Below are 23103 nucleotides of genomic sequence, written 5' to 3' on the forward strand. Positions count from 1 at the left end.
GCCGGGTCTCCCGGCACGGCGAAGGGCCCGGGGGAGACCCCGGGCCCTTTCCTGTTCACCCGCTCAGTCCTTCACTCTTTGTGATGTACGTCGATCAGCTCACCAGGGTCGAAGGGGCCTCGGCCGGTTCCTGCGCGAGCGGAGCCGGGCTTCCGATGCCCCGCAGCAGAGCCGCGGCGAGCAGCGCCGCCCCGAGCAGCAGGACCGTTCCGCCCCAGGCCGCGTACTGCATTCCGTGGACGAAGGCCTCGCGGGCCAGGGTCAGTACCCGCTCGCCCGCTTCCCCGCCGAGCCCCCGGGCCGCGGCCACCGCCCCGCCCAGGGTCTCCCGCACGGCCGGATCCTGGCCCTCCAGGTCGCCGCGGTAGACGGCGGTGCCGAGGCTGCCCAGGAGCGCCATGCCGAGCGCTCCGCCGAACTCCTGCCCCGTCTCCAGCAGGGAGGCCGCCGAACCGGCCTTCTCGGCGGGGGCCGAGCTCAGGGCCATGTCACCGACCAGGGACATCACGGTGACGATGCCGGAGGCGAGCACGCCGGCGCCGGTCAGCAGCAGCCACAGGGAGTCGGTGTCCACCAGGGCGACCAGGGCGAACCCGGCGGCGGCCAGGACGAAGCCGCCGGCGATGACGTAGGCCCGGTCCACCTTCTGGGCCAGGGCGGCGGAGAGCGGCGCCGCCGCGCCGATGACGACCGAGGGGGCCAGGCTCCACAGGGCGGCCTCCAGGGTGCCCATGCCGAGCACCGACTGCAGGTACTGGGTGGTGAAGTAAGCCGAGCCCATCATGGCGAAGGCGGCGACCGTGTTGAGCGCGATGCCCGCCCCGAAGCCCCGGCCCTGGAAGAGGGCCCGGCTGACCATGGCGTCCTCACGGGTGCGCTGACGGCGGAGGAAGACGTACCCGAAGGCCAGGCCCACGGCGAGGCAGCCCACGTACAGCGGCTCGAAGCCCTCGGCGGCGATCTCCTTGAGCGCGTAGACGACCGGCAGCACGGCGGCCATGGACAGCGGGACGCTCAGCAGGTCGAAGCGGCCGGGGGCCGGGTCCTTGAACTCCGGGACCAGCACGGGGACCAGGGCGAGCAGGAGCAGCATCGCGGGCACGTTGACGAGGAAGACCGAGCCCCACCAGAAGTGGTTCAGCATCACACCGCTCAGCACCGAGCCGAGGGCGATTCCGCCGGTCATGGCACCGGACCAGATGGCGATGGCCTGTCCGCGCTGCTTGGCGTCCTGGAAGAGGTTCCGGATGAGGGCCAGCGTGGAGGGCATCAGGGTCGCGCCGCCGATGCCGAGCAGGACGCGGGCCGCGATCAGCATCTCGGCGCTGGTGGCGTAGCCGGCGCCGATCGAGGCGAGGCCGAAGGCGGTCGCGCCGATCAGCAGCAGCTTGCGGCGGCCGATCCGGTCGCCGAGCGAGCCCATCGTGATCAGCAGTCCGGAGAGGGCGAAGGCGTAGCTGTCGAAGATCCAGAGCTGCTGGGTGGCGCTCGGGTCGAGCTCGCTGGTGATGGCGGGGATGGCGAAGTAGAGGACGGAGACGTCCATGGAGACCAGGAGCAGGGGAAGCAGGAGGACGGTGAAGGCGGTCCACTCCCGGCGGCCGGCGGGGCGCCGTGCGGCGGGCGGCGCGGGGTTCGCGGAGTTCGCAGAGTTCGCAGAGTTCGCGGGATTCGTCATGAGCGGCAATGTACAAGCGTCATAAATGTCTGTCTAGTACGAGCGTATGGAACGTTCGTATATGACGCTTGTCTTGCTACGCTGCGGGCATGGGACACCGTGAAGATCTGCTCGAAGGCGCCAAGAAGTGCCTGGTCGACAAGGGGTTCGTGCGCACGACCGCGCGCGACATCGTCAAGGCGTCCGGCGCCAACCTGGCGTCGATCGGCTATCACTACGGCTCGAAGGACGCTCTGCTGACGCAGGCCTTCATCGAGCTCATGCAGGAATGGGGAGAGGTCTTCCAAGGTGACGTGCCCGGTGAGGGCGGCTCGCTGGAGCGGTTCCGCGGAGTCTGGGACGGGGTGCTGTCCCAGTCCGAGGGTGGACGGCCGATCTGGGCGGCGAGCCTGGAGGTGGCGCTGAGCGGGGACCGGCTGCCGGACCTGCGCGCGATGCTCGCCGCCTCGCAGGGGGAGGGGCGCCGGGGCCTGATCGCCATGTTCACCGGGCGGCCCGAGGAGGAGATCACCGAGCGGGAGGTGCGCACGCTCGGGGCGTTCTACCAGGCGCTGCTGAACGGGCTGATGATCCAGTGGATGTTCGACCCCGAATCGGCCGCCACCGCCGAGGAGTTCACGGACGGCATGCGGCAGGCGGCGGAGGCACTGACCCGGGGCGGCGCGGGCGGTGCCGAGTCCTCCTGAGGGAGTGCGTCGGCGGGTGGCCCGGCTCGGCGGTGGGCGGCCCGCCCTCGGTGCCCGCGTGGATCAGCCGTAGAGGCGGGCCGCCTTGAGGGCCATGTGGAGCAGCAGGCGGTCCTCGCCCTCGTCCAGGTCGAGGCCGGTCAGTTGCTCGACGCGGGCCAGCCGGTAGTACAGGGTCTGGCGGTGGATACCCAGGGCCGCCGCCGCCCGGCCGGCCTGGCCGGCGGAGTCGAGGAACACCTCGGCGGTGCGGGCGAGTTCCCGGTGGGCGGGGCTCAGCAGGGCCCGGGTCGCGGGGTCGTCCGCCGGGTCCGCCGACAGCGCGGCCAGCATCCGGTACGGGCCGATGTCCGACCACTGCGCGACCGGCCCGAGCCGGGGCTGGGCCGCCGCCGACCGGGCGCCCGCCGAGGCCTCCGCCCAGGCGTCGGCGAGGGTGGTCAGCCCCCGGCGGGGCTCCCCGATCCCGGCGGTCGGGCGGCCCGGGTGCTGCCCGCCCGGCTGGAGCAGCCGGGTCGCCAGGGCCACCGCCGGGGTCAGGACGTCCGCCGAGCGCAGCCTGACCAGCACACCGAGAGCCTGCCCGTCCGCGGACGCTGCCCCAGATGCGGCCTTCGTCCCGGGCGCCTGGCCCGACGCGGATCCCGGCTCGGGGGCGTCGGTTTCGCGGCCCGGCCAGGGCCACGGGGCCACGCACATGGCCGCGGCGCCCGGAACCGACGCCGGGGCCTCGCCGGCCCACGGGGCCACGCACACCACCGCGTGCAGCCCGTCGGCCCCCGCGCCCAGGGCCACCCGGAGCGCGGCCACCGCCATGTCCCGCTGCCCGCCCCGCCCGGCCGTGAGCACCGCCAGGAACTCCCGCGACAGGTCCGCCCCCGCCTTCGCCTCCGCGGCGAGCAGGACCCCGATCCGCTCGGCCACCTCCATGGCCGCCTCCAGGACCGCCGGCCCGGGGCCCGGATCCCGATCGAGGAGCCACACGTAGCCCTGCACGATGCCCCGGTACCGCACCGGCAGGCAGATCCGCCCCCGGAAGACCCCCGCCTCCGGCGCCGCCGGAATCCGCACGGGACCGGTGGCGCGGGCGATGCCGAAGCCCTCGAACCAGGACCGGACGGCCGCCGTCGACTGGCGGGTCAGGATCGAGCGGGTGCGCACGGGATCCATCGCGAGGTCGTCGTCGCTGTCGTGCGCGCCGAAGGCGATGAGGCGGAAGTCCCGGTTCTCCAGCGTCGCGGGGGCCCCGAGCAGCGCCGAAATCTCGTCCACCAGGTCCTGGTAATCGCCCTTCACCCGCACATTCTCCCACCCCGCGAGCGGGTCTTCAGACAGATGTATGAGATCGCGGCCACGGATGCGTGACAGCTGTCGATGGCAGAGGATCGACGCGATCCTTAGGTTTCACGGTGGTTTTACTTGCGTTTTCCTTACGGCCGCAGCCCACCCCCGCGGCGGACCGTATGACTGCTTCTGCCACCCGTTGGAGGTGCCCGTGCTGGGTCCCGCGATCCTCGCCGCCTCGCGCAGCGACAAGATGCGCCGAATCGTCTCTGCCGCCCCGGTGACCAAGCCCGTGGTGAACCGGTTCATCCCCGGTGAGACGGTCGACCAGGTCATCCCGATCGTCGAGGACCTCACCCGGAAGGGCCTTGAGGTCACCCTCGACGTCGTGGGTGAGGACATCACGACCGTGGAGCAGTCCTACGCCGCGCGGGACGCCTACCTGGAGCTCATCGCCCGCCTGGCCGACCTCGGCCTCGGCGAGAAGGCCGAGATGTCGGTCAAGCTGTCGATGTTCGGCCAGGCGCTGGAAGGCGGCCACGAGCTGGCGCTCGCCAACGTCCGCCCGGTCGTCGAGGCCGCCGCCGCCATCGGCACCACCGTCACCCTGGACGCCGAGGACCACACCACCCTCGACTCGATGTTCGCCATCCACGAGGAGCTGCGCCGGGACTTCCCGCAGACCGGCTGCGTGATCCAGGCGTACCTCTTCCGCACCGAGGCCGACGCCCACCGCCTGGCCGCCGCCGGCAGCCGCGTCCGGATCGTGAAGGGCGCCTACAAGGAGCCCGCCGAGGTCGCGTACCAGGACAAGGCCGAGATCGACAAGGCGTACGTCCGCATCCTGAAGATCCTGATGGAGGGCGAGGGCTACCCGATGATCGGGTCCCACGACCCGCGGCTCATCGCCATCACCCAGGAGCTCGCGCGCAAGGCCGGGCGCAAACTGGACGAGTACGAGTTCCAGATGCTCTACGGGATCCGCAGTGAGGAGCACCTGCGGCTCGCCGCCGAGGGCCACCGGATGCGCGTGTACACCGCGTACGGGACCGACTGGTACGGCTACTTCATGCGCCGCCTCGCGGAGAAGCCGGCCAACCTGCTCTTCTTCGTCCGCTCGATGATCACCAAGAACTAGGTCCAAGAACAAGGTCAAGGAGTACCAGACCCATGGATGCTGTGACCCAGGTCCCCGCGCCGGTCAACGAGCCGGTCCACTCGTACGCCCCCGGCAGCGCGGAGCGCGTACGCCTCGAAGAGCAGCTCAAGCAGCTTTCCGAGAACCCGATCGAACTTCCCATGACGATCAACGGCGTCAAGCGGATGGGCGGCGGCGAGCGCTTCGACGTGGTCCAGCCGCACGACCACAAGTCGGTCATCGGCACCTACGCCAACCCCACCCAGGCCGACGCGCAGGAGGCCGTGGACGCCGCCCTGGCCGCCGCCCCGGCCTGGCGCGCGATGTCCTTCGACGACCGCGCCGCGATCATCCTGCGCGCCGCCGAGCTGCTGGCCGGCCCGTGGCGCGAGAAGCTGGCCGCCTCCACCATGCTGGGCCAGTCCAAGACCGTGCAGCAGGCCGAGATCGACTGCCCGTGCGAGCTCGTCGACTTCTGGCGCTTCAACGTCCACTTCGCCCGCCAGATCCTGGCCGAGCAGCCGGGCGCGAACAGCGCCGGCGTGTGGAACCGCAGCGACCACCGCCCGCTGGAGGGCTTCGTCTACGCGATCACGCCGTTCAACTTCACGGCCATCGCCGGCAACCTGCCGACCGCCCCGGCCCTGATGGGCAACGTGGTCGTGTGGAAGCCGTCCCCGACGCAGACCCACTCCGCGGTCCTGCTGATGGAGCTCCTGGAGGCCGCCGGTCTGCCCAAGGGCGTCATCAACCTGGTGACCGGCGACGGCATCGCCGTCTCGGAGGTGGCCCTGAACCACCCCGAGCTGGCCGGCATCCACTTCACCGGCTCGACCAAGACGTTCCAGTACCTGTGGAAGACGGTCGGCAACAACATCGAGAAGTACAAGTCCTACCCGCGCCTGGTCGGCGAGACCGGCGGCAAGGACTTCGTCGTCGCGCACCCGTCCGCGGACCGCGCGATCCTGAAGACCGCGCTGACCCGCGGCTCCTTCGAGTTCCAGGGCCAGAAGTGCTCGGCGTCCTCGCGCGCCTACGTCCCGGCCTCGATCTGGAACGACGGCTTCAAGGAGGCCTTCGCGGCCGAGGTCGACGGCATCACCATGGGTGACGTCCGCGACCTGTCGAACTTCATCGGCGCGGTCATCGACGAGCGCGCCTTCGCGAAGAACAAGGCCGCCATCGACCGCGCCAAGGCCGACCCGACCTGCACGATCATCGCGGGCGGCACGTACGACGACTCGGAGGGCTACTTCGTCCGCCCGACCGTCATCGCGTGCACGGACCCGGAGAACGAGGTCTTCACGACCGAGTACTTCGGCCCGATCCTGGCCGTCCACGTCTACGAGGACGACCAGTTCGACGAGATGCTCGCGCAGATGGAGTCGGTGTCGGCGTACGCGCTGACCGGCGCCGTCATCGCCCAGGACCGCTACGCGGCGGCCGACGCGATGGAGAAGCTCCGCTTCGCGGCGGGCAACTTCTACATCAACGACAAGTCGACCGGTGCCGTCGTCGGCCAGCAGCCCTTCGGCGGTGGCCGCGCCTCGGGTACGAACGACAAGGCGGGCGCGGCGTCGAACCTGATGCGCTGGACCTCGGCGCGCTCCATCAAGGAGACCCTGGTCCCGCCGACCGAGTACGGCTACCCCCACATGGGCTGATCCCCGCCCCCCGCTGAACCCCGCCCCCGCTCCGGTACCCCCAAGCCCGGAGCGGGGGCGGTTCCAATTCCGGCGCGGACCCGACCGCTCATACCTCGACTCAGAGCTCGACTCAGACCTCGACCATGACCTGGTCCAGGGACTTGCGCAGGAGGTCCGGGACCTCGCAGTCGTCGGCGGGGTAGCCGACGGGGATGACCGCGAAGGCCTTCTCGTTCTCCGGGCGGTCCAGGACGTGGCCCAGGAACCGCATCGGGCTCGGCGTGTGGATCAGGGCGGCGAGGCCGCTGAGGTGGAGGGCGGAGAGCAGCATGCCGACGGCGATGCCGACCGACTCGTCCACGTAGTAGTGCTTGCGCTTGGTGCCGTCGGGGCCGAGCCAGTAGCGCTGCTGGAAGACGACGATCAGCGCGGGCGCGTCGGTGAGGTGGGTCTTGACGGCGTCCGTGCCGATGGGGCGCAGGGCGGCGAGCCATTCGTCGCCGAGGCGGCCGTCGTAGGAGAGCTGCTCCTCCTGCTCGGCGGCGGCGCGGATCTGCTGCCGGACGGCCGGGTCCTTGACCAGGACGAAGGTCCACGGCTGCTGGTGCGCCCCCGAGGGCGCGGTCGCGGCGCACGCGACGGCGTCCCGGACGACCTGCTCGGGCACGGGGTCGGGGGAGAACTGGCGCACCGTCCGCCGCTCGTCCATCCGCGCGCGCAACTCGGCCGCGCGCGCGAGGGATTCAGAGGGCGCCATCCGCTCCGGGCGGTAGGCGACGGGACGGTACGGCTCACCGTGGGTGGGAGTCCACTGCTGGGTCTCAGGCGACATGATCCGAGTCTGCCGAGGCCCCGACCGGCCCGGCTAGCGTCGCGTCGGCCGAATCCGGGCCGGTGGAGGCCGCCTCGGTGTCCGCAATGCGGGCCCCCCGCCGCCGCGGACCGGCGTTGGTACGGTCCCGGGATGGGCCACTGGGACGCATACGCGGAAGCCGTCGCCGTACGGGCGCGGGTACGGGAGCCGGCGGCGCCCGCGAGCCCCGACTTCCGCACCTGGTACACCGACGGGCTGGAGCAGTGATGGACACCCTCGTACGGCACACCTCGCAGCTCGGCGGCGAAGAGCTCGCGGCCGTCCGCGCGCTCCTCGACGGCGCCTTCGACGGCGACTTCGGCGAGGAGGACTTCGAGCACGCCCTCGGCGGGGTCCACGTGCTGGTACGGGACGAGGGCGGGGAACTCCTCGCGCACGGCAGCGTCGTCCAGCGGCGCGTGGTGCATCAGGGGCGCGCCCTGCGCGTCGGGTACGTCGAGGCCGTGGCCGTACGGGCCGACCGGCGGCGTCGCGGCCTCGGCGGGCTCGTCATGGCCGAGCTGGAGCGGGTGATCGGGCGGGCGTACGTGCTCGGGGCCCTGTCCGCCTCCGAGGCCGCCGCCGCCCTGTACCGGAGCCGGGGCTGGCAGGTGTGGGCCGGGCGGATCGGGACGCTCGGGCCGCAGGGGCCCGAGCGGCTCCCCGAGGAGGAGGGCAGCACCTACCTCTGGGCACCGCCCGGCGCGGCCCTGCCGGACCCCGCCGCCGGGCGGCTCGACTTCGACTGGCGCAACGGGGACGTCCTGTAGGGGGCGGCGGCTAAGAGCCCGAGACGCTGGGCGCGCCCGATTCGATGTGGCCCGTGTAGCGGCGGGACCAGGTGCCGTCGGAGTCCGCGAGGATCGTGAAGTCGTACCAGCCGTTGGCGTAGGCGACCGCGTTGAAGTAGTCCTCGCGCGAGGAGTTCGCCGGGACCGTGTACGTCCACGGGCCGTCCGTCCGGTAGGCGTTCGGGCGGATCGTGAACGTGACCGGCGTGGCCGAGGTGTTGGTCATCTTGAAGTAGACGGCCGTCTTGCCGGTGCCCGGCTCCACCGCGAAGCGGGCCGCGACCTCGATCGCCTTGCCCGCCTTCGACGCGTCGCCGATGAACCGCCGCAGGAACCGGTTCGGGCCGTACATCGAGATGTCGTACTTGCCGGAGCCGCTGCCGAGGCCGATGTTGAAGTAGTCCGTCGAGGTGGAGCCCGGGTCCACCGTGTACTGCCAGGCCGCCGTGTCCCGGTACTGGTGCGGGTGGATCGAGAAGTGCGCCGCCCGCTTCGCCTCCGAGCCCTGGTTGGTCATCGAGAACCAGGCCAGGATCTTCCCGGCCGCCCCGAACTCGAAGCGGTCCAGGTTGCCGTTGACCTGGTACGGAAGGGCTCGCGCCGGCCGTGTTCCGGGCTCCTGTGCCGGGAGGGCGTTGTCCTGCGGTGCCGGGTTGGGGAGCGGGCCGCAGGTGGACTGGCCGATGACCTTCGCCGTGGACGGGAGCCCGGCGGGGACTCCGTGGACGGGGTGTGCGAAATCGAAGACGCCCGTCAGGTCGCCCACCACCTTGCGGCGCCACGCGCTGATGTTCGGGCAGGTGGCGGGGGTGCCGAGGGCCGCCGTCCAGGTCTCCATGAAGCGCAGCACCGAGGTGTGGTCGAAGACCTCCGAGCTCACCCAGCCGCCGCGCGTCCACGGGGACATCACGATCATCGGCACGCGGAAGCCGAGGCCGATCGGGGTGCCGTCGATGTACTCGCCCGGCGTGCCCGGCGGGGCGACCGGCGGCGGGACGTGGTCGAAGAAGCCGTCGTTCTCGTCGTAGTTCAGGAAGAGGACCGTGGAGTCGAAGACCTCGGGGTTCGCGGCCAGCGCCCGGTAGACCAGGTCCACGAAGTGCGCGCCGTCGCCGGGCGGGGCGTACGGGTGCTCGGAGAAGGCCTCGTTCGCCACGACCCAGGAGACCTGGGGCAGCGTGCCCGCGACCACGTCGGCGCGGATGGCGGCGGCGATGTCGTCCGGGGTCGAGCCGGTGACCTTCGGGACCGAGCCCATGCCGCGGTCCCACAGCGGGTTGCCCGGGGCGGCGTCGGTGAACTTCTTGAAGTAGGCCAGACCGTTGTCCCCGTAGTTGTCCTGGGCGTTCTGGTAGACCTTCCAGCTCATGCCGGCCCGCTGGAGGGCCTCCGCGTACGTTTCCCAGGTCAGCCCGGACTCGTCGCCGCCGTCCTTGCTGCCCGCGTCGACCTTGCCGCTCCACAGGAACGTGCGGTTCGGGCCGGTGGCGCTGAGCGTGGAGCAGAAGTACGCGTCGCAGATCGTGTAGTTGTCGGCGAGGCCGTAATGGAAGGGTATGTCGCCGCGGTCCAGGTACCCGAGCGTGCGGGTGTTGCCGACGCCGGCGACCCAGTTGTCCATCCGGCCCTTGTTCCACGCGGCGTGCTGCGAGGTCCAGCTGTGCGGGAGGTCGCCGTTGCACTGGGCCAGCGTCTCGCCGTCCACGCCGCCCGCCGGCGGGGTGGCGCTGAGCTTCCACGGGTACTGGCGGCCGCCCCAGTTGGGCTGGTTGAACATGCCCCAGCCGCCCGGGATGTTGCCGGCGGCGCGGTCGCCGAAGCCCCGGACGCCCTTCAGCCTGCCGAAGTAGTGGTCGAAGCTACGGTTCTCCTGCATGAGGATCACCACGTGCTTCACGTCGGTGATCGTGCCGCTCGCGGCGGCCGCCGCCGCCGAGGCCGGCGAGGACGCCGAGGCCGGCGCGATCGCGGGCAGGGCCCCGCCCGCCATCAGCCCGGCGCCGATTCCCACGAATCCTCTGCGGCTGATCGGTGTCACTGGCTACTCGCCTCCAACTCAAGTGCCCCGCTGGCACATTGTCGGCAAGGGTGGCGGGAGCCGGTCCAAAGGTCTACATCCGTGCGGTAAGAAGTCGGTGAACATCCGGCTGGCTGGAATCAGCCGTCGAGGCGGACAAGCATCTTGCCCAGATTGTCCCCTCGGAGCATGCCCAGGAAGGCGTCCACGGTGTGATCGATGCCCTGTACCACCGTGGTGTCGGTGCCCACCCGGCCGCTGCGCAGGTGCGGGACGAGGAAGTCCTCCAACTCGTCTTGCAGATTGGTGTGATTGCGAACCAATACCCCTTCCAGGCGCAGCGACTTGTGTACGACCTCGAAGAGGTTGCGGGGCGCGGCCGGCGCGCGGTCCCCGTTGTACATCGAGATCCCGCCGACCCAGGCGATCCGCCCGTACTCGCGCAGCACGTCGATCGCACCCTCCAGGTGGTCCCCGCCCACGTTGTCCACGTACACGTCGATGCCGGCGGGAGCCGCCTCCGCGAGCTGCTCGCCGACCGGCCCGTCGTGGTAGTCGAAGGCCGCGTCGAAGCCGAGCGTCCCGGTGAGGTGGCGCACCTTCGCCGCGGATCCCGCGCTGCCGATGATCCGACGGACGCCCAGCAGCCGGGCGATGTGCGCGGTCGCCGTGCCCACCCCGCCCGCGGCGGCGGAGACGAAGAGGTCCTCGCCCTCGCGCAGGGCCGCCGTCCGGGTGAGCGCGGCGTACGCGGTCAGGCCGGTGCCGCCGAGGATGGAGAGGTACGCCTCCAGGGGGACGCCCTCGTGCCCGCGCAGTGCGCGGGTGCCGTCCACGCCGAGGGTGACCAGCGCGTGCGTCCGCCAGCCCGCGCGGTGGAAGACGAGGTCGCCCTCCCGGAGGCCCGGGTCGCGGGTGGCGACCACTCGGCCCACCGCGCGTCCCTCCAAAGGGGTGTTCAGCTCGAAGCCGCCCTCGCCGCCGTCCATCAGGCCGCGGTGGTACGGGTCCACCGACAGCAGGAGGTTCTCCACAAGTGCGGTACCCGGAGCGGGTGAGGGGACGGGAACCGCCACGAGGGTGAAGTCGGTGGCGGAGGGGAAGCCGGTGGGGCGGGCGATCTGGTGGACGGCGTAAGCCGAAACGATGCTCATGGCGAGGACGTTAGAAAGGAATCACCGGGCCGGGCAGGGAGTTGCGTTCATGGAAGCCGCACATCCATGAACGCCGCTCATAGAACGAGGTGGGAGCCACCGTGGCCGATCTGCTGCCCCAGGAACTCCGGGTCCTGGTCGCCGTCGCCGAACAGGGTGGGTTCTCCGCCGCCGGCGCTGCCCTGGGCCTCACCCAGTCGGCCGTGTCCCACTCCGTGCGCGGCAGCGAGGCCAAGGTCGGCGCGGTGCTCTTCGAGCGTGGGCGCGGCGGAGCCTCCCCCACCCCGGCGGGGGAGCGGGCCGTCGCCCTCGCCCGCCGGATCCTGCGGATGTACGAGGTGCTCGGCGCGGAGGCCCGGGGCGTGGCCGGCGCGGCCGCTGGCTCCGCCGGTGCCGTGTCGGGAACGCTGCGCATCGCCGCTTTCCGCAGCGCGGCCCTGCATCTGCTGCCGCCCGCGCTGGAACGGCTCACCGCCCGGTACCCCGGCATTCGCGCCGAGGTCCGGGTGGTCCGCGAACTCGGCGCCGGCACCGCCGGGGAGGTCGCCGCGGGCCGCGCCGACCTCGGGATCGCCACGCTGGACGCGACCGGATCCGTACCGGACGGCGGCGCGCGGCCGGGCGTCCAGCCGGGCGCGCGCCCGGGCGGCCTGCTGACCGGGCTGCTCAGGCGGGAGGCGTACGCCCTGGTCCATCCGGCCGGGCACCCGGACCCGAAGGCGCTGCCCCTGCTGGACTGGGACGAGAACTGCGGCTCGTACACCCGCGACTGGTGGCAGGCCCAGGACTGGATCCCGCGGGCCACGGTCAAGGCGGAGGACGACGGGATGGTGCTGACGATGGTCGGCCGGGGGCTCGGGATGGCGATCCTGCCCGAGCTGTCCCTCCGAGAGGCGGGCGACGCCGTGGACATCACCGATCTGGGCCCGGAGAGGCCGGTGAGGCGCGTGGGATACGTCACCACGCCGGAGTTGGCGTCCACCCTCGCCGTCAGGGCTCTGATCAGGGAACTTCGGTCAGACGCGGGCTGAGACGGAATCAAATCGGAGCCGCTGGGGTGCGCCGTTCGCGCCATTCCCGTCTCAGATACTAGGAAGTCCGAGTAATTGCGGAGACATACAGCGGGAGCTGCCCTAGCTTTGTAGGAGCCGAACGTCTCGCTGATCCCGCGAATGGCGGTCGAGAGCGCGCGCCCGATGGCAGGCAACCCCTGCTGCGCACCGCTCCCCGCCTCTTCCGGCGCCTTGAAGGAACCCCTCATCCGTGGCCCCGCCACGCCGTGATCTCAAGGAGTCGATCACCATGACCGCAATCACCGCCGCCCGCCGCGTCCGCCACTCCTCCACCGCCGACACCGACCGCAAGAAGGCCGCCGCCGCCCTGCAGCGCGCCCTGGACCGCCGCGACAACGGCGGCTCGACCGGCCACTGACGAGCGCGCCCGCCCACGCCGTGTCGCGTCCACATTGGTCCGAATGCTGGACGCGATATGTCTGAGGGCTGGGACAGGGAGTACGGTTCCGGCATGTCGACCAGCATCAATCTCGCAGTGATCCCCGGTGATGGCATCGGCCAGGAAGTCGTGGCTCAGGGCCTCAAGGTCCTTACCGCGGCCCTGCCCCAGGATGTGAAGCTGGAGACCAAGGAGTACGACCTCGGCGCCCAGCGCTGGCACCGCACCGGCGAGACCCTCCCGGACGCCGAGCTCGAAGCCCTCAAGCACCACGACGCGATCCTGCTGGGCGCCATCGGCGACCCCTCGGTGCCGTCGGGCGTGCTGGAGCGCGGTCTGCTGCTGAAGCTCCGCTTCGCCTTCGACCACTTCATCAACCTGCGCCCGTCGAAGCTGTTCCCCAACACCCCCACCCCGCTGGCCGGCCGTCCGGAGATCGACTTCGTCGTGGTCCGCGAGGGCACCGAGGGCCCGTACACCGGCAACGGCGGCAGCCTGCGCACGGGGACGCCGGCCGAGGTGGCCACCGAGGTCAGCGTCAACACCGCGTACGGCGTCGAGCGCGTCGTCCGCGACGCGTACGAGCGGGCCAACGCCCGCCCGCGCAAGAAGCTGACGCTGGTCCACAAGAACAACGTCCTCGTGTACGCGGGCCACATGTGGAAGAACATCTTCGACAAGGTCGGCCGGGAGTACCCCGAGGTCACCACCGACTACCTGCACGTCGACGCCGCGACGATCTTCTTCGTCACCCAGCCCGAGCGCTTCGACGTCATCGTCACGGACAACCTCTTCGGTGACATCCTCACCGACCTGGCCGCCGCCGTGACCGGCGGAATCGGCCTGGCCGCCTCCGGGAACATCAACCCGACCGGCGCGTTCCCCTCCATGTTCGAGCCCGTCCACGGCTCGGCCCCGGACATCGCGGGCACCGGCAAGGCCGACCCGACCGCGACGGTCCTGTCCGTCGCCCTCCTGCTGCGCCACCTCGGCCACGAGGCCGAGGCCGTCCGCATCGAGGACGCGGTCTCCGCCGACCTCGCGGAGCGCGACGGCACCTTCCGCTCCACCGACGCGATCGGCGACGCCCTCGCCGCGCGAGTAGCCGGCTGACCCGGCGTCTCCACCTCAGGAAGCCGCCAGGTCACAAACGGACCTGGCGGCTTTTCCTGTGCGGCCCCGGGTGCCACCATCTCCCCTGGGCCGCATCACCCCGTTTCACCCGGGCCCGCTCCCGCGCGATAATCGAACGCGAGGCCGCGGACTACGGGGAAGCTCGGACGTCCTAGTACGCCGTGAGCGCGGTCCGCCATACACAACCGGTGAAGGACAAGCACTCATGACGACGCCCACGATCGAGCTGAAGCCCACCTCGACCCCCCTGTCCGACGCGGAGCGCGAGGCGATCCTGGCCAGCCCCGGCTTCGGCCGCCACTTCACCGACCACATGGTGACGATCAAGTGGACGGAGGGACGCGGCTGGCACGACGCCGAGCTGGTCCCGTACGCGCCGCTGTCGATGGACCCGGCGAACATGACGCTGCACTACGCGCAGACGATCTTCGAGGGCCTTAAGGCCTACCGTCAGCCCGACGGCACCGTGGCCACGTTCCGCCCGCAGGCCAACGCCGAGCGCTTCCAGTCCTCCGCCCGCCGCATGGCGATGCCGGAGCTGCCGACCGAGCTCTTCATCGAGGCCTGCGACGCGCTCATCAAGCAGGACCGCGCCTGGGTGCCGGACTCCGGCGAGGCCTCCCTGTACCTGCGGCCGTTCATGTTCGCCTCCGAGGTCGGCCTCGGCGTCCGCCCGGCCAACGAGTTCCTCTTCATCGTCATCGCCTCGCCCGCCGGCGCGTACTTCCCCGGTGGCGTCAAGCCCGTCTCCGTCTGGCTCTCCGAGGAGTACGTGCGCGCCGTCAAGGGCGGCACCGGCGCCGCCAAGACCGGCGGCAACTACGCGGCCTCCCTCGTCGCCCAGGCCCAGGCCGCCTCGCACGGCTGCGACCAGGTGGTCTGGCTCGACGCCGTCGAGCACCGCTGGATCGAGGAGATGGGCGGCATGAACCTGTACTTCGTGTACGGCGACCGCATCGTCACCCCCGAGCTCACCGGTTCGCTCCTCCCGGGCATCACCCGCGACTCCCTCCTCACGATCGCCCGCGACCTCGGCTACACCGCCGAGGAGGGGCGGATCACCACCGAGGACTGGAAGCGCGACAACGAGAACGGCACCCTGACCGAGGTGTTCGCCTGCGGCACCGCCGCCGTCATCACCCCGGTCGGCTCGGTCAAGTCCGAGCGCGCCAACTGGACCCAGGGCGACGGCCGGCCCGGCGAGGTCACCATGAAGCTCCGCAAGGCCCTCCTGGACCTCCAGACCGGCCGGACCGCCGACACCCACGGCTGGATGCACCCGCTCGGCTGAGTCCACACAGCCGAGTCCACACATACGTACGAAGGTGCCCGCGCCCGGCTGATTCAACGCAGCCCGGGCGCGGGCACCTTCGTACCTGTGGGGGAGCGCTACGCGGCGGCCGGCTCCTCGACGGCGGGCGCCGCGACCGGGACGGCTGCCGTACGGGCGGTCAGCGCGGCGTACACCAGGCCGCCGGCCAGGCCGGAGAGGACGAAGGAGCAGTCCACGCCGGCGGTGAGGGCGAGCAGCGGGCCCTCGTAGAAGGGGGTGGTCACGGAGAGCAGGCCGACGCCCGCGCCGATCGCCCAGGAGGTGGTGGCGGCCACGTTCCAGCCACCGCGGTACCAGTAGATCCCGCCCACCGAGCGGCGGTTGAAGACCTGGAGCGCGTCGGCGTCGTACCGGCCGCGGCAGCGGACGTATCCGATCAGGGTGATCACGGCCCACGGGGTGCCGATCGCGGTCAGCAGCAGCACGAACGAGGTCATCGCGGACTGGACGTCCCACTCGAACGAGCCGATGAACACGAAGGCGGTGGCGACGGCCGCGGCGACCAGCGTGGCCGTGGTGCGGGTGGCCTTGGGGACGATCGCGTCGAGGTCCAGGCCCATGGAGTAGAGCATCAGCCCGGCGTTGCCCACCGAGCCGGCCGCCGCGGCGGCGAGCAGCGGGACCAGGTACCAGAACGGCGCGGCCTCGACCAGCGGCCCGGCGTAGTCGGCGCCGGCCTTGGCGGCGAGCGCGGTGTAGGTGCCGAACAGCTGCGGTATCAGCAGGCCGATCAGCAGGCCGAAGCCGGTGGCCCAGAAGACCTTGCGGGAGCTGTGCCGACGCGGGGAGATGTAGCGGGTGTAGTCGCCGAGCAGGGTGATGAAGGCGACGGGGCCGCTGAGCCCGGCGGCGACGGCGGCGAGCAGCCAGGTGGGCCAGAAGGAGCCGAGCAGGTACGGGGTCTCCGGCGGCGCGGCGGTGGTGAAGTCACCGGAGTACGCGAAGAGGCCGACCGCCAGCAGGACCACCATGCCGATGGACAGGATCTTGCTCATGCGCAGCAGCAGCCGGTAGCCGAACACGGCCCCGACGACGGTACAGGCGGCCAGTACTCCGTACATCACGCCCCGCGAGACACCGGTGTCCGGCAGCCCGGTGAGCCGGGACAGGACGCCGACCATCACGTCGCCGCCGATCCACAGGGTGAGGGCGGTGTAGCCGAGCGAGAGCAGCAGGCCCACGACCGAGCCCACGAGCCGGCCGCGTACGCCGAACTGGGCGCCGCTGGAGGTGGAGAGGTTCGTCGCCGTGCGCAGGGACACGAGCGCGAGCGGCGCGGTGAAGGCGATACCGACGAGGGTGCCGGTCACGATGGCGGTGACGGAAGGCCACAGGCCCAGTCCGAAGGACGGGGGCAGCCAGCCGAAAACGATCACGCCGAGGCAGAGATTGGAGCCGAGCAGGATCGAGATCAGGTCACGGGGACCACTCGTTCGCTCCTCCTCGGGGATGGTGTCGACTCCGCGCTGTTCGATGGGCATGGGGGGACTCCCTTTGCGGGGCGGCGGGACGGCGCTGCATGCGGGTGCGATGTTTGAGCGACATTCAATGTGACCCAGGGCCTGGTCTCCGGTCAATGCTTCATTGCCAGGAAATGAAGAGTTAGAGTGATGCTCTAACCCATCGACTCAAGAGGTGGTGGATCGGCGTGCGGCTGACCCCTACGGAGCGCGACCGGCTGCTGCTGCGCGGCGCCGCGGAACTCGCCAGGGCCCGACGGGCCCGTGGACTGAAGCTCAACGTCCCCGAGGCCACGGCGCTCATCGCGGACACGGTCTGCGAGGCCGCGCGCGACGGCAAGCGGCTGGCGGAGGCCATCGAGGAGGCCCGCGGTGTGCTGGGCCCGGACGACGTCCTGCCCGGCGTGGCCGACGTGGTCACCGAGGTGCACGTGGAGGCCGTCTTCGACGACGGATCCCGCCTCGCGGTGGTCTCGTCCCCGATCCGGGGCGCGGTCGGCCTGGGCGACGACGCCCCGGGCGCCGTCGTGCCCGGACCCGGCGCGCCCCAGCCGGAGCCGGTCCTGCACCTGCGCGTGCGCAACACCGCCTCCGTGCCGGTGAGCGTCACGTCCCACTTCCACTTCTTCGAGGCGAACCCCCGTCTCGACTTCGACCGGGCCGCCGCCTACGGCATGCGGCTCTGTGTCCCCGCGGGCTCCTCCGTACGGTTCGACCCGCACGGCGAGGGCGAGGTCGGGCTGGTTCCGATCGGCGGCGAGCGCATCGCCGTCGGCTTCGCGGGGCTGGTGGACGGCCCGCTGGACGCCCCCGGAGCCAAGTCGCTCGCGCTGGCGAAGGCGGCGGCGTGCGGCTACCTCGGCGCCTCCGCCGGGCCCGCCGGGCCCGCCGGGCCCAGCGCCCCCAGCGCCCCCAGCGCCCCCAGCGCCCCCGGTGCCCCGGGTGCGGGTGCCCCGGGTGCCCCCGGCGGGCCCGGTGCCCCCAGTGCCCCCAGTGCCCCCAGTGCCCCCGGTGCCGACGGTGCCGTCGGCCACGGCGGGACCCCCGGCCCGGAAGGAGCCTCCGCATGAGCCGCCAGACCCCCCACAGCGACCACTGCGCGCCGGGCAGCCGGCACATCGACCCCCACGAGTACGCCTCCGTCTTCGGCCCCCGGGCCGGGGACCGGGTCCGGCTCGGCGACTCCGGGCTGACCGTCCGGGTCGAGTACGACGCCCAGAAGCCCGGGGACGAGTTCCTGGCCGGCTTCGGCAAGACCGCCCGCGACGGCCTGCACCTGAAGGCCGCCGCCGTCCGCGAGACCTGCGACGTCGTCATCAGCAACGTGCTGGTCATCGACGCCGTTCTCGGGATCCGCAAGGTCTCCATCGGCATCCGCGAGGGCCGCATCCACGCGATCGGCCGGGCCGGCAACCCCGACACCCTCGACGGCGTGGACGTCGTGGTCGGCACCGGCACGTCGATCGTCTCCGGCGAGGGCCTGATCGCCACCGCCGGAGCCGTGGACACCCACGTCCACCTGCTGTCCCCGCGCATCATGGAGGCCTCGCTCGCCGCGGGCGTCACCACGGTCATCGGCCAGGAGTTCGGCCCGGTCTGGGGCGTCGGCGTGAACTCCCCGTGGGCGTTGAAGCACGCCTTCAACGCCTTCGACGCCTGGCCCGTCAACATCGGCTTCCTCGCGCGCGGCTCCTCCTCGGACGCGGCCCCGCTGGTCGAGGCACTGGTTGAAGGAGGGGCAGGTGGATTTAAAGTGCACGAGGACATGGGCGCGCACACCCGCGCCCTGGACACCGCCCTGCGGGTGGCCGAGGAGCACGACGTACAGGTCGCCCTGCACAGCGACGGCCTCAACGAATGCCTCTCCGTCGAGGACACCCTGCGCGTCCTGGACGGCCGGACCATTCACGCCTTCCACATCGAGGGCTGCGGCGGCGGACACGTCCCGAACGTGCTCAAGATGGCCGGCGTGCCGAATGTCATCGGCTCCTCCACCAACCCCACCCTGCCCTTCGGCCGGGACGCGGTCGCCGAGCACTACGGCATGATCGTCTCCGTCCACGACCTCAAGCCGGACCTCCCGGGGGACGCGGCCATGGCACGCGACCGGATCCGCGCCGGCACCATGGGCGCCGAGGACGTGCTGCACGACCTGGGCGCCATCGGCATCACCTCCTCCGACGCCCAGGGCATGGGCCGCGCGGGCGAGACCATCCGCCGCACCTTCGCCATGGCCGCCAAGATGAAGGGCGAGCTCGGCCCGCTGGCCGGCGACGGCGAGGGCGACGACAACGCCCGCGTCCTGCGCTACCTGGCCAAGCTGACCATCAATCCGGCCATCGCCCACGGCCTGGCCCACGAGATCGGCTCCATCGAGGTCGGCAAGCTCGCCGACATCGTGCTGTGGCGTCCGCAGTTCTTCGGCGCCAAGCCGCAGCTGGTCCTCAAGTCCGGCTTCCCCGCGTACGGGGTCACCGGTGACCCCAACGCGGCCACCGACACCTGCGAACCGCTGGTCCTCGGCCCGCAGTTCGGCTCCTACGGGGCCACCGCCGCCGACATCTCCGTCGCCTTCGTCTCGGCCGCGGCAGCTGCCCTGGGCAGCGACCAGATGCCGACCCGCCGCCGCCGGGTCGCCGTCCGCGGCACCCGCGGCATCGGCCCGGGGGACCTCCTCCTGAACTCCCGGGTGGGCGCGGTCGATGTGGACGCGCGCAGCGGGCTCGTCACCCTCGACGGTGATCCGCTGCGCTCCGAAGCGGCCGAATCGGTCTCCCTCAACCGCCTGTACTTCCTTTAGCAGCCTCTAAGGACCACCATGACCAAGCCCGCAGCCAACGGATTCCGGATGCCCGCCGAGTGGATGCCCCACGAGCGCACCTGGATGGCCTGGCCCAGCCCCAACCCGACCTTCACCAACGAGCGGGAGCTCGCCGAGGCCCGCGAGGCCTGGGGCGCCGTCGCCCACGCGGTCAGCGCGTACGAGCCGGTGACCCTGGTGGTCTCGCCCGGTGACGCGGACGGCGCCCGCGCGATCGTCGAGAACGGCGACGGCCACGGCATCTCACTGGTCGAGCGGGACCTCGACGACGCCTGGATGCGCGACATCGGCCCCACCTTCGTCACCAACGGCGCCGGTGAGCTGGCGGCCGTGGACTGGACCTTCAACGGCTGGGGAGCCCAGGAGTGGGCCCGCTGGGACCACGACGCGAAGATCGCCCGGCACATCTCGGACCTCGTCGGCACCCGGACGTTCAGCACCCCGCTGGTCAACGAGGGCGGCGCCGTCCACGTCGACGGCGAGGGCACCGTGCTCCTCACCGACACCGTGCAGCTGGGCCAGGGCCGCAACCCCGGCTGGACCCGTGAGCAGGTCGAGGCCGAGATCCACGCCCACCTGGGTACCACCAAGGCCATCTGGCTGCCGTACGGCCTGGCCGGCGACTACGGCACCTATGGCACCCAGGGCCACGTGGACATCGTCGCCGCCTTCGCCCGTCCCGGCGTGGTCATGGTCCACAGCCAGCCCGACCCGGCCCACCCGGACCACGAGCGCGGCAAGACCATCGCCGCCATCCTCCGCGCCTCCACCGACGCCCGGGGCCGGCAGCTGGAGGTCGTCGAGATCCCGGCGCCGACCGTGCTCGAAGAGGACGGGGAGTGGGTGGACTACTCGTACATCAACCACTACCTGTGCAACGGCGGCGTGGTGCTGTGCTCCTTCGACGACCCGCGCGACGAGGAGGCCGCCGAGATCTTCCGCGGACTCTTCCCCGGGCGGACCGTGACGCTGGTTGACGCACGTACGATTTTCGCCGGGGGTGGCGGTATCCACTGCATCACCCAGCAGCAGCCGAAGGTCTGACCGACCTCGGGCGAACGGATGTAAGGAGAGGCCCATGGCGGCGGGTGGAGTACGGGCGGCGCGGAAGAACGCGCCGCCGCGCGAGGACGTACTCGCCGCCGCCATGGCCACGATCGCCGAGCGCGGCCTGGACGGCCTGACCATGGCCGGTCTGGGCCGCCAGGTCGGCATGAGCAGCGGCCACCTCCTCTACTACTTCGGCAGCAAGGACGAGCTCCTGCTGCGGACCCTGGAGTGGAGCGAGGCCGCGCTCGGCGAGCAGCGCCGCGCCGTGCTGTCCCGGCGCGGCCCGGCGCGCGAGCGACTGCACGCGTACGTCGACCTGTACGTGCCCGAGTACGCCCGGGATCCGCACTGGACCCTGTGGCTGGAGGTCTGGAACCGCTCCCAGAACGCGGGCCCGGAGGAACGCGACCGGCAGGCGGCCATCGAAGGAGCCTGGCACCGCGACCTGGTGGCCCTCCTCGCCGAGGGCATCTCGCGCGGGGAGTTCCGCCCGGTGGACGCCGACCGCTTCGCGACCCGCACCAGGGCGCTGCTCGACGGGTTCAGCATCCAGCTGGCCGTGGGTCTGCCGATGCTGGACCGGGCGGACATCCTGGCCCACGTCCGGGAGTTCCTCACGGAGTCGCTGGCCCCGCTGCCCGCATCGTGAGATCCCTGTCCATCCGCCGCGAGCGGTGTGGCAGACTGCGGACGTGCCTGCTCAGCTCATGATTATCGCCAGCAGCGCGCCGGTCCTCAGTGGCCGCTGAACCGTGGAAGACCTTCGCGGAAGCGGCCACCGTGCCCCAGACCCGCGCGCAGACCTCTCGCACCCGCGAGAGGTTTTTTCGTTTCCCGGCTCCATCCCTGCCGGGAGCAGGCTGCGCGCGAAGATGGGGGCAGTGGGTCTCGGGCATCCGGAACCACTCATCCGACAGGAGTCAGATCAGCATGACGACGACACCAGAGGCGACAGGGTCAGGAGCGGTCCTCGACGACAGCTTCCACGTCTTCGACACCACCCTGCGCGACGGCGCCCAGCGTGAGGGCATCAACCTCACGGTCGCGGACAAGCTGACGATCGCCCGGCACCTGGACGACTTCGGGGTGGGCTTCATCGAGGGCGGCTGGCCCGGCGCCAACCCCCGTGACACCGAGTTCTTCGCCCGCGCGCAGGCCGAGATCGACTTCAAGCACGCGAAGCTGGTCGCCTTCGGCGCTACCCGGCGGGCCGGCGGCTCGGCCGCCGAGGACCCGCAGGTGCGGGCCCTGCTGGAGTCGGGCGCCCCGGTCATCACGCTGGTGGCCAAGTCTCACGACCGCCATGTCGAACTCGCCCTGCGCACCACGCTGGACGAGAACCTGGAGATGGTCCGGGACACCGTCTCCTACCTGGTCGGCCAGGGCCGCCGGGTCTTCGTCGACTGCGAGCACTTCTTCGACGGCTACCGGGCCAACGCCGAGTACGCCAAGGCGGTCGTCCGCACCGCACACGAGGCCGGCGCCGACGTCGTCGTCCTCTGCGACACCAACGGCGGCATGCTGCCCGCACAGGTGACCGCGGTCGTCGCGACCGTCCTCGCGGACACCGGCGCGCGCCTGGGCATCCATGCCCAGGACGACACCGGCTGCGCGGTGGCCAACACCCTCGCCGCCGTCGACGCCGGGGCCACGCACGTCCAGTGCACCGCGAACGGCTACGGCGAGCGGGTGGGCAACGCCAACCTGTTCCCGGTCGTCGCCGCGCTGGAGATCAAGTACGGCCGGTCGGTGCTCCCCCCGGGCGCTCTGGCCGACATGACTCGGATCTCGCACGCCATCGCCGAGGTCGTGAACCTGACCCCGTCCACGCACCAGCCGTACGTGGGGGTCTCCGCGTTCGCGCACAAGGCCGGGCTGCACGCCTCCGCCATCAAGGTGGACCCGGACCTGTACCAGCACATCGACCCCGAGCGGGTCGGCAACACCATGCGGATGCTGGTCTCCGACATGGCCGGCCGGGCCTCCATCGAGCTCAAGGGCAAGGAGCTCGGCGTCGACCTGGGCGATGACCGCGCGCTGGTCTCCCGCGTCGTCGAGCGGGTCAAGGAGCGGGAGCTGGCGGGCTACACGTACGAGGCCGCCGACGCCTCCTTCGAGCTGCTGCTCCGCGCGGAGGTCGAGGGCCGGGCGCGCACGTACTTCCGTACGGAGTCCTGGCGGGCGATCGTCGAGGACCGCCCGGACGGCACCCACGCCAACGAGGCCACGGTGAAGGTGTGGGCCAAGGGGGAGCGGATCGTCGCGACGGCGGAGGGCAACGGCCCGGTCAACGCCCTGGACCGGGCGCTCCGGGTGGCCCTCGAACGCTTCTACCCCCCGTTGGCGAAGTTCGAGCTGGTGGACTACAAGGTCCGCATCCTGGAGGGCAAGCACGGCACCGAGTCCACGACCCGCGTGCTGATCTCCACGACCGACGGCACCCGCGAGTGGTCCACGGTGGGCGTCGCCCCGAACGTGATCGCGGCGTCCTGGCAGGCCCTGGAAGACGCCTTCACCTACGGCCTCCTCCACGCGGGCGTCGAACCGGCCGAGTAGTTCCTCCGACGGGCAGGGCCCCCTGCCGATACTCCTGCCGGCATTCCCTT

19 protein-coding genes are annotated in these 23103 nt (G+C 71.5%); 13 read left to right on the top strand and 6 right to left on the bottom strand.

Annotated elements, in window-relative coordinates:
• Positions 1–94: 94 nt before the first annotated feature.
• Positions 95–1678, bottom strand: a complete 1584-nt coding sequence (locus MTF65_RS21220) for an MFS transporter (RefSeq protein ID WP_243630480.1) — start codon at positions 1676–1678, stop codon at positions 95–97.
• Positions 1679–1767: 89 nt separating this feature from the next.
• On the opposite strand from MTF65_RS21220, the gene MTF65_RS21225 reads away from it, so the two are divergent.
• Positions 1768–2364 carry a TetR/AcrR family transcriptional regulator gene (locus tag MTF65_RS21225; protein ID WP_243630481.1) on the top strand — a complete coding sequence of 199 codons (597 nt, stop codon included), beginning with the start codon at positions 1768–1770 and terminating at the stop codon, positions 2362–2364.
• A gap of 63 nt (positions 2365–2427) precedes the next feature.
• On the opposite strand, the gene MTF65_RS21230 is transcribed toward MTF65_RS21225, so the two are convergent.
• The gene (locus MTF65_RS21230) at positions 2428–3660 is read right to left on the bottom strand and encodes a CdaR family transcriptional regulator (protein ID WP_243630482.1); all 1233 of its coding nucleotides are present in this window, start codon (positions 3658–3660) and stop codon (positions 2428–2430) included.
• A 199-nt stretch (positions 3661–3859) separates the two neighbouring features.
• On the opposite strand from MTF65_RS21230, the gene MTF65_RS21235 reads away from it, so the two are divergent.
• Together MTF65_RS21235 and pruA are read left to right on the top strand one after the other, a co-directional pair.
• Positions 3860–4786 carry a proline dehydrogenase family protein gene (locus MTF65_RS21235; RefSeq protein ID WP_243630483.1) on the top strand — a complete coding sequence of 309 codons (927 nt, stop codon included), beginning with the start codon at positions 3860–3862 and terminating at the stop codon, positions 4784–4786.
• A 32-nt stretch (positions 4787–4818) separates the two neighbouring features.
• Positions 4819–6450 carry an L-glutamate gamma-semialdehyde dehydrogenase gene (gene pruA, locus MTF65_RS21240; protein WP_243630484.1) on the top strand — a complete coding sequence of 544 codons (1632 nt, stop codon included), beginning with the start codon at positions 4819–4821 and terminating at the stop codon, positions 6448–6450.
• 112 nt (positions 6451–6562) lie between these two features.
• Here pruA and MTF65_RS21245 read toward each other — a convergent pair whose 3' ends face one another.
• Positions 6563–7264, bottom strand: coding sequence for a nitroreductase family protein (locus MTF65_RS21245; RefSeq protein ID WP_243630485.1), 702 nt, complete (start codon positions 7262–7264; stop codon positions 6563–6565).
• A 248-nt stretch (positions 7265–7512) separates the two neighbouring features.
• On the opposite strand from MTF65_RS21245, the gene MTF65_RS21250 reads away from it, so the two are divergent.
• On the top strand, positions 7513–8055 hold the full coding sequence (locus MTF65_RS21250; protein WP_243630486.1) for a GNAT family N-acetyltransferase: 543 nt from the start codon (positions 7513–7515) through the stop codon (positions 8053–8055).
• Between the two features lie 10 nt (positions 8056–8065).
• Here MTF65_RS21250 and MTF65_RS21255 read toward each other — a convergent pair whose 3' ends face one another.
• Positions 8066–10114, bottom strand: coding sequence for a phosphocholine-specific phospholipase C (locus tag MTF65_RS21255; RefSeq protein ID WP_243630487.1), 2049 nt, complete (start codon positions 10112–10114; stop codon positions 8066–8068).
• 119 nt (positions 10115–10233) lie between these two features.
• Positions 10234–11247, bottom strand: coding sequence for an NADP-dependent oxidoreductase (locus MTF65_RS21260; RefSeq protein ID WP_243630488.1), 1014 nt, complete (start codon positions 11245–11247; stop codon positions 10234–10236).
• Between the two features lie 101 nt (positions 11248–11348).
• On the opposite strand from MTF65_RS21260, the gene MTF65_RS21265 reads away from it, so the two are divergent.
• From MTF65_RS21265 to MTF65_RS21275, 4 genes are all read left to right on the top strand, one after another.
• On the top strand, positions 11349–12278 hold the full coding sequence (locus tag MTF65_RS21265) for a LysR family transcriptional regulator (protein ID WP_243630489.1): 930 nt from the start codon (positions 11349–11351) through the stop codon (positions 12276–12278).
• Positions 12279–12549: 271 nt separating this feature from the next.
• Complete coding sequence (locus MTF65_RS30325) at positions 12550–12678, top strand: hypothetical protein (RefSeq protein WP_279399355.1); 129 nt, start codon at positions 12550–12552, stop codon at positions 12676–12678.
• A gap of 93 nt (positions 12679–12771) precedes the next feature.
• On the top strand, positions 12772–13812 hold the full coding sequence (locus MTF65_RS21270; protein WP_243630490.1) for a 3-isopropylmalate dehydrogenase: 1041 nt from the start codon (positions 12772–12774) through the stop codon (positions 13810–13812).
• 226 nt (positions 13813–14038) lie between these two features.
• Complete coding sequence (locus tag MTF65_RS21275) at positions 14039–15124, top strand: branched-chain amino acid aminotransferase (protein ID WP_243630491.1); 1086 nt, start codon at positions 14039–14041, stop codon at positions 15122–15124.
• Positions 15125–15222: 98 nt separating this feature from the next.
• Here MTF65_RS21275 and MTF65_RS21280 read toward each other — a convergent pair whose 3' ends face one another.
• Positions 15223–16647 carry a cytosine permease gene (locus MTF65_RS21280; protein WP_243630492.1) on the bottom strand — a complete coding sequence of 475 codons (1425 nt, stop codon included), beginning with the start codon at positions 16645–16647 and terminating at the stop codon, positions 15223–15225.
• A gap of 167 nt (positions 16648–16814) precedes the next feature.
• Between MTF65_RS21280 and ureA the strand changes: the two genes are divergently transcribed.
• From ureA to cimA, 5 genes are all read left to right on the top strand, one after another.
• A complete protein-coding gene (gene ureA, locus MTF65_RS21285) occupies positions 16815–17696 on the top strand; it encodes an urease subunit gamma (RefSeq protein WP_243630493.1) in 882 nt (293 codons plus the stop codon).
• Positions 17693–19426: an urease subunit alpha gene (locus MTF65_RS21290; RefSeq protein ID WP_243630494.1), complete on the top strand. Its 1734-nt coding sequence runs from the start codon at positions 17693–17695 to the stop codon at positions 19424–19426. The genes ureA and MTF65_RS21290 overlap by 4 nt, the downstream gene beginning before the upstream one ends.
• Before the next feature lie 18 nt (positions 19427–19444).
• Entirely contained in the window at positions 19445–20491 is a 1047-nt protein-coding gene (locus tag MTF65_RS21295) for an agmatine/peptidylarginine deiminase (protein WP_243630495.1), read from the top strand.
• Positions 20492–20525: 34 nt separating this feature from the next.
• Positions 20526–21146, top strand: a complete 621-nt coding sequence (locus tag MTF65_RS21300) for a TetR/AcrR family transcriptional regulator (RefSeq protein ID WP_243630496.1) — start codon at positions 20526–20528, stop codon at positions 21144–21146.
• Between the two features lie 281 nt (positions 21147–21427).
• Positions 21428–23053: a citramalate synthase gene (cimA, locus tag MTF65_RS21305; protein WP_243630497.1), complete on the top strand. Its 1626-nt coding sequence runs from the start codon at positions 21428–21430 to the stop codon at positions 23051–23053.
• Positions 23054–23103: the final 50 nt, after the last annotated feature.

It is taken from the genome of Streptomyces sp. APSN-46.1, from assembly GCF_022815725.1.
GTDB lineage: Bacteria > Actinomycetota > Actinomycetes > Streptomycetales > Streptomycetaceae > Streptomyces.